This window comes from Acinetobacter dispersus (genome assembly GCF_009884975.1).
Lineage (GTDB): Bacteria > Pseudomonadota > Gammaproteobacteria > Pseudomonadales > Moraxellaceae > Acinetobacter > Acinetobacter dispersus.
Map to the genome: position 1 here is coordinate 2,428,809 of NZ_CP041970.1, position 13,295 is coordinate 2,442,103.

Annotated in this window: 11 protein-coding genes; 2 read left to right on the plus strand and 9 right to left on the minus strand. The window is 42.2% G+C overall.

Features of this window, described 5'->3' with window-relative positions; genetic code table 11:
- Positions 1-21: 21 nt before the first annotated feature.
- The 4 genes from folK to mazG all read right to left on the minus strand — a co-directional run bounded on the left by folK (position 22) and on the right by mazG (position 3,304).
- Positions 22-510, minus strand: a complete 489-nt coding sequence (gene folK, locus FPL17_RS11095; RefSeq protein WP_159885064.1) for a 2-amino-4-hydroxy-6-hydroxymethyldihydropteridine diphosphokinase — start codon at positions 508-510, stop codon at positions 22-24.
- A complete protein-coding gene (gene pcnB / locus FPL17_RS11100; RefSeq protein WP_159885066.1) occupies positions 507-1,961 on the minus strand; it encodes a polynucleotide adenylyltransferase PcnB in 1,455 nt (484 codons plus the stop codon). The genes folK and pcnB overlap by 4 nt, the downstream gene beginning before the upstream one ends.
- Positions 1,962-2,100: 139 nt before the next feature.
- Positions 2,101-2,529 (minus strand): ComEA family DNA-binding protein, encoded by a 429-nt coding sequence (locus FPL17_RS11105; protein WP_159885068.1) that lies wholly within the window; start codon positions 2,527-2,529, stop codon positions 2,101-2,103.
- Positions 2,498-3,304: a nucleoside triphosphate pyrophosphohydrolase gene (mazG, locus tag FPL17_RS11110; protein ID WP_159885070.1), complete on the minus strand. Its 807-nt coding sequence runs from the start codon at positions 3,302-3,304 to the stop codon at positions 2,498-2,500. Before mazG ends, FPL17_RS11105 begins: the two co-directional genes overlap by 32 nt.
- A gap of 101 nt (positions 3,305-3,405) precedes the next feature.
- On the opposite strand from mazG, the gene FPL17_RS11115 reads away from it, so the two are divergent.
- Entirely contained in the window at positions 3,406-4,179 is a 774-nt protein-coding gene (locus FPL17_RS11115) for an SDR family oxidoreductase (protein WP_159885072.1), read from the plus strand.
- 50 nt (positions 4,180-4,229) lie between these two features.
- Here FPL17_RS11115 and FPL17_RS11120 read toward each other — a convergent pair whose 3' ends face one another.
- From FPL17_RS11120 to cysM, 5 genes are all read right to left on the minus strand, one after another.
- On the minus strand, positions 4,230-4,619 hold the full coding sequence (locus FPL17_RS11120; RefSeq protein ID WP_005184800.1) for a hypothetical protein: 390 nt from the start codon (positions 4,617-4,619) through the stop codon (positions 4,230-4,232).
- A gap of 32 nt (positions 4,620-4,651) precedes the next feature.
- On the minus strand, positions 4,652-6,958 hold the full coding sequence (locus FPL17_RS11125) for a RelA/SpoT family protein (protein ID WP_005184802.1): 2,307 nt from the start codon (positions 6,956-6,958) through the stop codon (positions 4,652-4,654).
- Positions 6,959-6,989: 31 nt separating this feature from the next.
- The gene (gene rlmD, locus FPL17_RS11130) at positions 6,990-8,399 is read right to left on the minus strand and encodes a 23S rRNA (uracil(1939)-C(5))-methyltransferase RlmD (protein ID WP_159885081.1); all 1,410 of its coding nucleotides are present in this window, start codon (positions 8,397-8,399) and stop codon (positions 6,990-6,992) included.
- A gap of 9 nt (positions 8,400-8,408) precedes the next feature.
- On the minus strand, positions 8,409-9,230 hold the full coding sequence (locus tag FPL17_RS11135; RefSeq protein WP_005184806.1) for a 3'-5' exonuclease: 822 nt from the start codon (positions 9,228-9,230) through the stop codon (positions 8,409-8,411).
- A gap of 92 nt (positions 9,231-9,322) precedes the next feature.
- On the minus strand, positions 9,323-10,246 hold the full coding sequence (cysM, locus tag FPL17_RS11140; protein WP_005184808.1) for a cysteine synthase CysM: 924 nt from the start codon (positions 10,244-10,246) through the stop codon (positions 9,323-9,325).
- A gap of 149 nt (positions 10,247-10,395) precedes the next feature.
- Between cysM and FPL17_RS11145 the strand changes: the two genes are divergently transcribed.
- Positions 10,396-13,206: a GacS-like sensor histidine kinase gene (locus FPL17_RS11145; protein ID WP_159885083.1), complete on the plus strand. Its 2,811-nt coding sequence runs from the start codon at positions 10,396-10,398 to the stop codon at positions 13,204-13,206.
- The last annotated feature ends 89 nt before the right edge of the window (positions 13,207-13,295 follow it).

A 13,295-nucleotide genomic window follows, 5' to 3' on the forward strand; every position in this document is an offset into this window, starting at 1 on the left:
CGTTTCCAGAACGAAACAGTCTTAAGCGGTTGCCCAAGACTGGTCTGCTATTACAGTCAAGTTTGCTTGCTGTACCAGTTCTAAATCTTTTAAAGAATGACCATTCAATTGTAAATGAGCATCTAAATCTAATAAGGGAAGGATCACAAAATCACGTTCCAACAGACCAATGTGTGGCACGGTTAAACGTTCATTTTGAATCTGCTCTTGACCATAGATCAGTAAATCCAGATCAAGGGTACGCTCTCCCCAACGGCGCAAACGGACACGCCCAGACTCTTGCTCAAATTGTTGTAATTGATCAAGTAAAGCAAGTGGTGCTAGCGTGGTGTCAAGTTGAACAACGGCATTTAAATAGTTGGGTTGATCTTGCGGCCCCATCGGCGGACTTTGATATAGTCGCGATACCTGTACAGCTCCCAAGGTCGCGAGCTTCGCAACAGCTTCACTCAAAATCTGCTGCGAATCGCCTAAGTTACTGCCTAGACCAATATAGGTACGAATGGTCATTGCGTTGGCCCAAAAACCACTTGGCTAAGATCACGTTGTACACGTTTACGCTTGAGAATCGGATGATCTGCATTGATTTGACCTGAAGTCGAAGATGCTTTCTCAATAAAACGACTGGCGGACTCATCCGCTCGCACACGCTCTTTTTTAGCTCGACGACTTCTTGGCTCAGGCACATTGACCAAAGGCTCAATTTCAGTAGTCTTCGGCTCATCCACCTCAGCTGCTTTACGACGTGTCTTACTACGTTGACGGTTGTATTGACGAATCACAGCTTCTTTTTGGTCTGTGGTCATTTCTTGGTAGGCTTCCCACCAAACACCCATACCTTCAGTACTGCTATCACCTGATTTCTCACGCAGTAACAAAAAGTCGAATCCTGCACGGAAACGTGCATGCCCTGCCAATGCTTCAATCTGCTGTGGTTTTGGATTCAGTAACCGCGTTTGCATCTCCCAAACTTCACGAATAAAGGTTTCAGCAAAACGAGGGATAATGGTTCGGGTTGCCTGACGCTTAAGCACATCAAGTCCTGCTTGAGCACGTGCTTCTGCAGGAACAACACCTTTGTTTAAATAAAAATCACAACGCTCTAAAAATGGCTTCCACAACAACACTGCATAGAAAAATGCAGGGTTAATGGTTTTACCAATTTGAATTCGTTGATCGGTATTTCTTGCCGCACGCTCAATAAATGCAGTGAGATTCGGTGGGATTTCGGCAAACAATTGCTTCCAGACACCAAACTCAATCAACATTGGTAGTACACGGGTCAAATGCCCCATGGTAAATAATTTTTGTGACTCATCGTATAAACGATGTGGCGAGACATCACGCAACAGTTGCGTCATATCTGCATCAAAAACATCTAGAATGGATTGATCAATTTGAAAATTCAATTTTGCGGCAAAGCGCAAAGCACGCAACATGCGTACAGGATCTTCTTCAAAACGCTGTGCAGGTTCACCAAGGAAACGTAGGGTACGCGTATTGATATCATCTACCGCATGGCAGAAATCAAGTACGACACCTTTTCGTGGCTGGTAATACAAGGTATTGATCGAAAAATCTCGACGAGCAAAATCTTGCTCAATCGTTCCCCAGTTATTATCTCGAAGAATCATACCAGAGGCACTGGTGACTGCTTTTTTTGGTGGGGCACGGAATGTCGCAACCTCAATCAGTTCGCGACCAGAATATACATGTGCTAACTCAAAACGCCGTCCGATAATTCGGCAACGTCGACCAAAAACCTCTTTGACTTGGGCTGGTGTAGCATTAGTAACCGCGTCAAAATCCTTTGGATTAAGACCTAACATCATGTCTCGAACACCACCACCCACAATATATGCCTCGTAGCCTGCTTTCGTCAGACTATCAATCACATCTAAAATTGAGGAAGGGAGTTGAGTTGTGGATAAACCACATTTTGACGCACGCAAAGTTTGCAAAAGACACTGTCTCCTACGTCAGGACGTAAATAACAATTTGTCGCTAATCATAGCTCTAACACACACAAAGGGCAATTTATTCTGTTGTAGTTTCAACAGATCTGTATGCGAAATTAACAACCACATCTCACTTTCTTAGTTATAACATGAGCCTTGCTCTGTTTTTCTCAAGCAGTTTTGGTCCAATACCTTTTATGTTCATCAACTCATCTATACTTTTAAAAGCACCATTTTTTTGGCGATATTCCATAATCGCTTGCGCCTTTTTTTCACCAACGCCACTGAGTGTCTGTAATTGCTGTAAGTTCGTTTGGTTTAAGCTAATTTTACCGCCTTGAATATTTACAGATGATGAAACTTGTTTAGAATTTTGCTGTTGTGTAGGGCGAGATAAATAATAGTTATTGTTCTGCTGATTCGCCAATTGCTGATCACGTACCTGCTGCTGTGCTTTCCATTGCTGATAAGATTGATCAAACTGCTGTGCGTTGAGATGTGAAATACACCCCACGCACAAAAGCATCACTAAAAAGATCTTATGTTTGCTGCTTAACTGCGGCAATGTCATTGTTCCTCTCCTGCGTTTTTAATTGTCTTTTTGCTTGCTCCCATAGTTCATCCATTTCTGCCAAACTCATTTCTTGCAAGTCTTTCTGTTGTTCTACCGCCTGTTGCTCAATAAAGGCGAAACGGCTTCTAAATTTATGAATCGTTGCCAGCAATGCAGTTTCACTTGAGACACCAAGCTTACGACCCACATTAATCAAAGAGAACAAACAATCCCCAAACTCTTCTTGAATTTCAGCAGCATTTTGATTTCTTAGCGCTTGCTGTAATTCACATAACTCCTCATCTAACTTGCCATAAGCATCTTCAACAGTTTCAAAATCAAAGCCGAGTTGTGCTGCCTTGCTCTGAATTTCATGTGCCTGTACCAGTGCAGGCGCATGTTTAATCTCATCTAGCCTTGACTGTACTTTACCTTGTTTTTCTTGTTGTTTGATTTGTTTCCACAACTCACTCACTTGCTCAGGCCTTAGATTTTGATATTTTTCTGCCTCAAAAACATGCGGATGACGACGAATCAATTTTTCACTGATCGCATTTACCACATCCTGAAAATTAAATAATCCTTTTTCATCAAACATTTGAGATTGAAACACCACTTGCAACAATAAATCACCAAGCTCATTACGAATCTCATCGATATCACCCGAACGAATTGCATCCTCAACTTCATAAGCCTCTTCAATGGCATATCGCGTCAAACTTTCTGGGGTTTGCTGTTGATCCCATGGGCACTTTTGTCTTAGTTCTTGCATGATTGCCAATAATTTTTCCATGATGATCTCCAAACCCAAACAAGCAAATTGTTGCAGCACCAAGCTGCATATGCGTAATATACACGCACGCAAAAATTATCAATATAAAGCAAGGGAAAGTAATGCAATATAGTGTTTTTATTAGTGGGGCCGCACAAGGAATTGGTGCTGAAATCGCACGTTTATTTCACCAAAAAGGTTTCAAAGTTGGTATCTATGATATCAACGAAGAACAAGCTCAAGTCTTAGCTGAACAATTGGGAGATAACGCCAAAGCAGGCTATCTTGATGTAAGCAATCACCGTCAATGGCAGATCGCACTACAGGAATTTAAAAGCTGGGCTGGTGAACTAAATATCTTGGTCAATAATGCAGGGATTCTCTATTCAGGTGCGTTTGAAAATACCCCAATTCAATCACATCACCGTACCATTGATATTAACGTTAAAGGTGTTTTGAATGGTTGTCATGCAGCCTTGCCTCATCTGCAACAAGCTCAATTTGCACGTGTTATCAACCTTTCTTCAGCATCTGCGATTTATGGTCAAGCTGATTTAGCATCTTACTCTGCCAGCAAATTTGCAGTTCGCGGTTTAACGGAAGCCTTGGACGTCGAATGGCAAAAATACAATATTCGAGTCTTAGACGTCATGCCGCTATTTGTACAAACCAATATGGTGAAAGACATGGATGCGGGTAGTATTCAAAATATTGGTGTGGATTTAACCCCTGCCGATGTGGCGAAACAGGTACTGCATTTGGCACAACAAAAAGACCATGCCCTAATCCCGACCCACACACCTGTTGGGATAAAAACCAAATTGATGTATCAACTGTCCAGTATTAGCCCACAGTTTTTAAATCGACTCACCAATATCTTTTTAGCGAAACGCTAAAAAAAAGAGGCTTTAAATGAATTAAAGCCTCTTTTTAATAAATTGAATCGTTAATTGCTAAAACAACCTAAACGGCTAATCGTGAATCGAACCCATTCACCAACAAGCAGCTCATCACTTGAAACAATAACATCTTCAACCCGTAAAACCTTGCAATCCACTACAACGGGATTAATCCCAACAATTTGACCAAATGCATGATAAGTCCAACCACTAAGATGCACTAAACCATACTTCTGTTCAGCGTTATTGGTAAATATTTCATCCCAACTTTCATCATCGGAGCATTCTATTGACCACTTGAAGTCAAAACAGCTCTGTTCTTTATTTTCACGACCACTGAGGCTAAATTCATCAAATACATGATATATCTGTTGATCAACCTCAATAACCGCATCTAAATATATTCCTTTCGTAGATATTAACTTTGCACGAGGCATCGTATGATCATCCTTTCAGAAATATGATGAAATTAGCTTCCTTGAACCAAACGTCTTGCACTGATAATGCCTGGTTGTTGCTCTAAACGAGCCAATAAACGAGACAGTTGTGCCAAGCCTTTTACTTCAATCAACAACTTCATATTGGCGATACCATCTGCCTCAGAAATCGTATTGACCTGACGAATATTGATTTGGTCTGAGAAAATCACCTGTGTCAGATCTTTCAGTAAACCACGACGATCATAAGCTTCCACCACGATCTGCACACTCTGACCACGCGTTGGCTGCATTTCCCAATCAGCTTCAACAGCACGCTCAGGTTCTTGAGTGGTCATCCGTAAGTAGTCAGGACACGCAACCTTATGAATGCTCACACCACGATTCAAGGTGATATAACCACCGATCGACTCACCATGTACGGGCTGACAACATTGCGCAATATGTAGCTCAACATTATCCAAACCATCAATCAAAATCCCATGTGCCGATAACGTATGGCTGGCACGTGGATTTAAGGCAGGTTTTAACACCAGTTCAGGTTCGTCTTGATCCAAGTGCATCTGACGATTCACTTGATTCATCAAAGCATGCAGACTGACATCACCGCTGACCAATGCAACCAAAATGTCATCACCCGATTTCAGGTTGAAATGAGATGAATAATCTTTGAGATCAATACTTTTTGGGTGAATTGCTAAACGCGCCAACTCTTTAGTCAGAAGCTCACGTCCAACTTCAACGTTCTTGCTACGATCCTGCTGTCTAAACCAATGACGTAACTTGTCACGCGCACGTGCTGTTTTGATATAACCCAGAGAGTTCACCAACCAGTCACGGTTCGGTTCACGGTCTTTCTTGGTTAAAATCTCAACCTGCTCACCTGTCTTTAAAGTGTAGGTTAAAGGCACATAACGTTGGTTTACCCGTGCCGCATAGCACTTGTTCCCCACCTCGGTATGCACATGATACGCAAAGTCAAGAACGGTTGAACCACGTGGCAACTCCTTGATGTCACCATCACGACTAAACACATAGATCTTTTCAAAATTCTCAAAATCTTGAATTTGATCAATACCATTCGACTCTTCATCTTCACCGTGCGGTGTAGTCTCAGTACGCTCTTGATAATGCTCAAGTACAGCACGTAATGAATGTAAACGATCATTAAAGGAATGATCGGTATTCTTGGCACCTTCTTTATAGTTAAAGTGCGAACATACCCCAAGCTCTGCTTCGTTATGCATCTCAAAGGTACGGATTTGTACTTCTAAAGACTTATTCTCAGCAATCACAGCAGTATGCAATGAGCGATAACCGTTTGCTTTTGGATTAGTGACATAGTCATCAAACTGGTTCGGAATGTGACGCCATAACTGATGCACAATCCCCAATGCGTGATAACAATCAGGGACACTTTTCACCAACACACGCACTGCACGAATATCATAAAGCTGGTCGAAGCTGAGGTTCTTGCTTTTCATTTTTCGATAAATCGAATAAATGTGCTTCACTCGGCCAGTGATTTCAGCTTGAATGTCGTATTCACCCAGTTCAGTTTTGAGTTTATCAATCACAAACTGAATATATTGCTCACGCTCCAAACGCTTTTCATTCAATAAAGATGCAATTTCTTTATAACGTTCTGGTGCTAAATAACGAAAGGCAAGATCTTCCAATTCCCACTTGAGCTGGGCAATGCCTAAACGGTGTGCCAATGGAGAATAAATGGTGAGAATTTCGCGTGCCACACGCTCTTGACGCTCTTTGCTTGCTGTCGCCAACTCACGTAAAGCATAGGTCCGCTCTGCCAATTTGATCAAAACAACACGAACATCTTCGGTCACTGAAATCAGCATTTTATAAATGCCATTTAAGTGCTCGCGCTGGTTATTATTAAAATGATCTTCGAGGCGTTTATTCTTTTCAATCAACTCTGACAGTTTACCCATTGCAAGAGTGCCTTGGACCAACGCCAAAACTTGCTCGCCAAACTGTTGTTGAATATCTTCTAAGGTGATTAATCCCTCACGTACACTACGATATAACACCGCCGCTGAAAGCGTGTCTTCATCAACACGTAAATGGGCCAAAATATCCGCCATACCAATCCCTGTACTAAAGGTATTGATACGATGATTCACCGTCGCTTGTAATTCTTTTGCTAAGGTAAGCTCTGCAACTTGTTGAAGTTGTTTCAGCTCAGCCCCATCCAAAATACCACGCACTCGATCTAGCCAAGACACTAGACTACTTTGCGCTTCAGCGGCATGTTCTACAGTCGCTTCCTCAGACAACTCTTGGAGTCGTCCAGGTAACTGCTCACGTACTGTGACCATACCTTTCTCCTCTGGATATGTAACTCATTTTTTAATCGTTTATCTCTTCGATTTTTTCAAGCCGACCAATTTTTTCAAACAGGGCAATCGATTCAACATGTTCAGTATGCGTAAACATGTCCATTACCGCAGCTTTCTTCAATTGATAGCCATATTGTGCCAGTACACCTGCATCCCTTGCCAGTGTTGATGGGTTACATGAAACATAAACGATTCTTTTTGCTCCAAACTTTGGTACATATTGCATGACTTCAAATGCACCTGATCGTGGAGGATCAATTAATAATGCATCAAATCCTTGCTTCGCCCAAGAATGATGCGAAAAGTCTTTTGTTAAATCTTGTGAAAAGAATACTGCCTGTGACAATTGATTCGCTTTCGCATTTTCAGTTGCCCGTTGCACCATCTCATCACTCGCCTCAACACCGACCACTTGACCTGTCTCCCCCACACAACGTGCAATTGGTAGAGAAAAATTACCTAACCCACAGAATAGGTCAAGCACTCTTTCCCCTTCCTGTAATTGAAGCAATTCACATGCCAACTGAATCATTTGTGCGTTTACGCCACTATTGACTTGGGTAAAGTCTAAAGGTGAAAACGCAAATTTGACGTCAAAATCGTCCAAACTGTAATGCAAACGCATTGGAGCTTGTGAATCATCTACGCGATGTAAACTTTCTCCACCTTTAGGTTGCAAATACAACTGCCATCCTTTGAGTAACGTAAATTGACGTAATTGGTTGACATCCGACACATTTAATTCATCTAAATGACGAATCAGCAATGCAACCTCATGGTCTCCCATCGCCAATTCTATATGACCAATATGCGCCTTGCCTGTTAGACTTTCGAGTAGTTTTTTCAATTCTGGTAAAGTTTCGGATAAACTTTGATCCAATACTTTACACTGCTGAATGGCAGTCAAATGATTGCTATGATGCTCACGAAACCCCATCACCAAACGATCCTGTTTAGCCATATAACGCACCCCAATTCGGGCACGGCGGCGGTAATCAGCTTTGACAGAACGAATTGGATCCAACCATTGCTCGGGTTGCAGACCTGCAAAATGCTGCAAATGGGATTTTAAAACATTCTGTTTAAGTAAAATCTGTTGGTCAGGATGAATATGTTGCAGACTACAACCGCCACACACACCAAAATGCGGACAAATCGGATCGACACGTTCCTGCGCAGCCTCACTCGCAAGCGAGATCATATCTGCTTCTTCTAAACGTGTGGTCTGATTGGTGATCTTGGCTTGTACCGTCTCACCTACCAAGGCATAACGAATAAAAACTTTCTTGCCCTGCTTTTCTTTAGGATGATCTGGGTGCGTTCCATAGTGCGCAATACCACGCCCCTCATGTGAAAAAGCTTCAATCTGAAAGGTATAAGTTGGATATTGAGCTGGACGTTGTTTGGCTTTGTGTTTCAAAAGATGAACCTAATTTTTTGGCGCAAAAGTATCTGCGGTGAATACAGTATATTGCGATGACTGCTGCCATACCTGTAAGAATTCTGTTTGTTGGGTTTGCGTTTGTAAATAATCAATCGTCGATTGAACCAAATGCTGATGATCGTGTTGATTGAGCTGCCCTTTGAGCAACAGCCAGCGTAAATAAACCAGCCATGTATTCAGCACATCACCTTCGCAATAGCTGGTCAATTTCAACCACTGTTCCGTACGAACATATTCTGGCACATGATAGCCAGACTCGCCTCTTTTCCCAGGAAAACCAAGCAAACAAGCAATATCATCCAGTTTTTGAAAATTGCGACCATTAAACATCGCCATTACATCCATCAGGTCAACATGACGATGGTGATAACGGTTTTGATAGTTATTAAAACGCTTTTGCTGATCAATTTCGCCTTGATCAAATAAACTTGGTGCCGAAAGACCATGATACATGGCCCGGAATAGGATCACAGGCAAATCAAATTGTGAACCATTCCAACTGACCAAGGTCGGTTGTTTCTTATCAAAAATAGACAGGAACTTGGTTAACATCTCAGCTTCGGTGTTTTGTTCCTGACTAAATGAAAACAGGCGAAAGCCTTTTTCATCGATCCACAACCCTGAAATACAAACGATTTCATGTAATGGTAAGCGTTGAAAATCCATCCCTGACTCTTGACGACGAATTTTGGTCAACGCTTGTTCAACATCGCTTTCAGGCAGATCAAGATGATAAAGATGTGCACCAGCTTTTATATCAGTCAGTGTTTCAATATCAAAAACTAAAATCGGAAAACGTAAATTCATCTTAAAATCTCTTCAAATCCCTCCCAACCTCCTTTTATTTATAAAGGGAGGAGTTCCCCCCTCTTTTAAAAAGAAGGGGTTTCGGGGAGATTCTAATCTTGTACTGAGAATAATCCCGTAGATAAGTAACGATCCCCACGATCACAAATAATGCAGACAATCACCGCATCAGGATTTTCTTCAGCAATTTTAATTGATGCCCAAACCGCACCACCTGAAGATGTCCCCGCACTGATACCTTCCGTACGTGCCAGTTTACGCATGGTTTTTTCTGCTTCAATCTGTGGAATATCGATAATACGGTCTACACGACTGCGATCAAAAATCGTCGGCAAATATTCTTCAGGCCAACGGCGAATCCCAGCAATGCTTGAACCATCAGAAGGTTGTAAGCCGACAATCTGAATATCTGGATTTTGTTCTTTCAAATATTTAGAGACGCCCATAATCGTCCCTGTGGTACCCATTGAGCTGACAAAGTGAGTAATTTTCCCACCTGTTTGCTTCCAGATCTCAGGACCAGTCGTTAGGTAATGCGCTTCTACATTATCAGGGTTACCAAACTGATTCAGTACAAAGCCTTTGCCTTCCGCCTGCATTTGCAAAGCAAGGTCTCGGGCACCTTCCATTCCTTGTTGCTGCGTGACTTCAATCAGCTCAGCACCATAAGCCAACATTGCATCTTTACGTTCCTGACTCATGTTGTTCGGCATGATCAGCTTCATTTTATAGCCGCGCATTGCTGCAACCATCGCCAAAGCAATACCGGTGTTGCCACTGGTCGCTTCGATCAAAGTATCGCCCGGTTGAATTTGGCCACGTTTTTCCGCTTGCACAATCATGTTATAAGCTGGACGGTCTTTGACCGAACCTGCAGGATTATTGCCTTCTAATTTTGCTAATACCGTGGCTTGGGTATGACACGCTAAACGCTGCAAACGCACCAAAGGGGTTTTACCGACATAGTAATCCAGTAAAAAATCATCTGCTAAAAAATCAGTTTGCGTATTCGTCATGATCGACACCGATATCAAGGTGGCGCCTATTGTATGAAAAAAATAGAGATACTGCACCTTTTCACTATGCTTTTTATTGGCAAGCAGATGTCCTTGATTTTCACAAAGCGTGCTAAGATGTTGCGCAGAATGATAAATCTGACCGTACTATGTCAAATTTCAATAAGACCATATCGAAACGCTTACGCCTCAATCATGCTTATGGGCAATTGATTGCACTGATTTTGGTGCCGATTGCCATTTTGACAGGCGTTGGAATTCTTTGGGTTTTATCCGAAACCACCAGCTCCGCAAAATCACAACAACGTTCGGATGCTTCGGCGATTTTGGCGCGCTACCATCAAACCGCAAATGATTTATTACGCTTAGTACAAGAACAGCCTGATCAATATGATCGTGCCCAAAACATCATGCAAAAAATGTTTGATGAAAAAAATTTACAGCGCGCTGTGCTCATTGATACCCGCGGACAAACTTATTTAAGTGTTGGCTATCAAAACAACCGTTTTTGGCCAAACTTCCCAGAAAATAGTAATTTCTTTGGGCCAATTGCCCACAACCACAACAGCATCTATGGCTCCAAGCTGGACAGTGGCAACCCCAACTCTGTTTGGTTAATGATTGAATTAGACAATCAACCACTTGAACTTGCTCGCTATAAAATTCTACTTTCGTTGGTGGTGACTGGACTGCTCACCTTACTCATTTTACTGTTCTGTTTAAATGTCTTTTCGCGTCGCTGGCTCGCACCACTATACGAAATCCGCATGCAGATGCAACGCTTAAATGCCGATACACTAGACCAGCATATCGTAGTGAACAGTACGGGTGAACTGCGTTTGCTGCAACGTGATATTGCTAATGTGGTAAAACGTCTGCACTTTAGTTTTTTAGAATTAAAAGAACATACCGAACAAACTGAAGAAGATTTACGTCGAACACTAGACACCTTAGAAGTTCAGAACATTACCTATCGTCAGGCACGTGACCAAGCGATTTCATCCAACCAATCCAAGTCGGTGTTTTTAGCCAATATCAGCCATGAACTTAGAACACCATTGAACAGTATTGATGGCTTTATTCATTTACTGCTGCGTCAGCAGAATCTGAGTAATGAGCAAAACCTTTATTTGCAAACCATCCGAAAATCATCTGCACACTTATTGGCACTGATCAATGATGTATTAGATTTCTCTAAAATTGATGCCGGTAAACTCGAACTCGAAACCGCCCCATTTGACCTTGAAGAAGCCATTTTCGATGTGATGGATATGCTCTCGCCTTTGGCGGCACAAAAACATATCAATATGGCTTTCTATTATGCAGAGAATATTCCAAAACATGTGGTGGGTGACGCCTTACGCTTTAAACAGATTCTGACCAATCTAATCTCCAATGCGATCAAATTCACTCCTGATGGGGAAATCATTGTCCGTGTACGTATGGAAGATGATGAGATCGGACAATGCCTACTGCATTTTAGTGTCCAAGACAGCGGTATTGGTCTGAGTGGTACAGATCGTAAAAAGTTATTTGAATCATTCTCTCAGGGTGATGCTTCAGTCACCCGTCAATTTGGTGGTACAGGACTTGGTTTAGCGATTTCCAAACAGCTGGTACATTTGATGCACGGTCAAATTGGCTTTGAAGATAACCAAGAACGTGCGCCAACAGAGAAAGGTTCAACCTTCTGGTTCACGGCTTCATTTAAAGTTGAAGAACAAGATGAGTTTGTTGAACACCCTCGTTTCGATCATTTACAAGTGGTGTCGTATCTTGCCCATCCAGCAACGGCCAGCGTACTACGTTCATACCTCGAGAATTATCATGTTTCACATATTGAAACACAGTCGATTCTGGATCTATTCAGCCGTTTAAATCACCTGAACCAGCAGGAAAATACGTGGCTAATTGTAGATCATAGTGGTGATACAGAGGCCTTACTCAAAGAAATTCGTCAACGCTATCATGGCAACTTAGCCGTTTATGGCTACCAGATGAGTCTTGAGCCGAACATGCTCAATGAATATCGTGCTCGCCCACTATATCAACCGTTAAGTCGTCGTGAGTTAGTCCAGTTACTCGGCAATGAGCCTATTTTTGAGCAAGAACCAGAAGACTTTAATGGCCAAGGTTTACACATCTTGGCTGTGGATGATCATCTGCCTAATTTGATTGTACTTGAAGCCTTACTTGGCGAGCTCAATGTCACCACCACCAAAGCCTTAAGTGGACAAAAGGCCATCGACATTATTCAAGAGCGAATCGAACAAAAATCGCCGCCGTTTGATTTGGTATTTATGGATATTCAAATGCCAGTGATGTCAGGGATTGATACCACGCGCGCCATTCGCTCGTTAGAATCAACGCTCGATAATGGAATGCAACTGCCAATTATTGCACTCACAGCACATGCTCTAGCCGATGAAAAGCAGAAACTGCTCAAAGTTGGTATGAATGATTATGTGACCAAGCCGATTCAAATGGAGCAAATCATTCAGATTCTGACGCATTGGACCAAAAATAACTTCAGTGCCCAACCTGCGAGCATTGAACCTAAGCGGCCAATTGAATCAATTGATCCTCAAATCCTGAATTGGCAACAAAGCGTGCAACTTGCAGCTAACAAAGAAGATCTAGCACAAGATTTATTAAATATGCTGGTGGATAGTTTCGATACGGAACTAGCGGAAATGCAGCAACTGATTGAGATGGAAGATTTTCCACAACTCGAGCATGTCCTACATCGTCTTTATGGCGCAACCCGTTATGTTGGCACCCCAAACTTACAGCAAGTCTCAGGTGAGTTTGAACAATTTGTCTCGACCTTACGCAAAGAACGTCGTAAAGCGGATGATGTGTTTATTCGTGAAACCACGCATCGTTTCAATGAACTCAGCACGGCAATTGAACAAGTGAGACAGGCCGCCAACTTAATCCTACATGCCCATGATTCCTAAGACTGTACGTTGGTATATTGGATAATCAATGATTAAAATACAGGCAGGCTTTTTTGTGACTGCCCTGTCATGTTTCAACCTAAAGACTC

Bases quoted from the DNA above. Each gene is read 5' to 3' on its own strand.
- cysM (WP_005184808.1), bottom strand. From the start codon at position 10,246: ATGACGAATACGCAAACTGATTTTTTAGCAGATGATTTTTTACTGGAT.
- FPL17_RS11125 (WP_005184802.1), bottom strand. From the start codon at position 6,958: ATGGTCACAGTACGTGAGCAGTTACCTGGACGACTCCAAGAGTTGTCT.
- FPL17_RS11115 (WP_159885072.1), top strand. From the start codon at position 3,406: ATGCAATATAGTGTTTTTATTAGTGGGGCCGCACAAGGAATTGGTGCT.
- FPL17_RS11120 (WP_005184800.1), bottom strand. From the start codon at position 4,619: ATGCCTCGTGCAAAGTTAATATCTACGAAAGGAATATATTTAGATGCG.
- FPL17_RS11135 (WP_005184806.1), bottom strand. From the start codon at position 9,230: ATGAATTTACGTTTTCCGATTTTAGTTTTTGATATTGAAACACTGACT.
- mazG (WP_159885070.1), bottom strand. From the start codon at position 3,304: ATGGAAAAATTATTGGCAATCATGCAAGAACTAAGACAAAAGTGCCCA.
- folK (WP_159885064.1), bottom strand. From the start codon at position 510: ATGACCATTCGTACCTATATTGGTCTAGGCAGTAACTTAGGCGATTCG.
- FPL17_RS11145 (WP_159885083.1), top strand. From the start codon at position 10,396: ATGTCAAATTTCAATAAGACCATATCGAAACGCTTACGCCTCAATCAT.
- FPL17_RS11105 (WP_159885068.1), bottom strand. From the start codon at position 2,529: ATGACATTGCCGCAGTTAAGCAGCAAACATAAGATCTTTTTAGTGATG.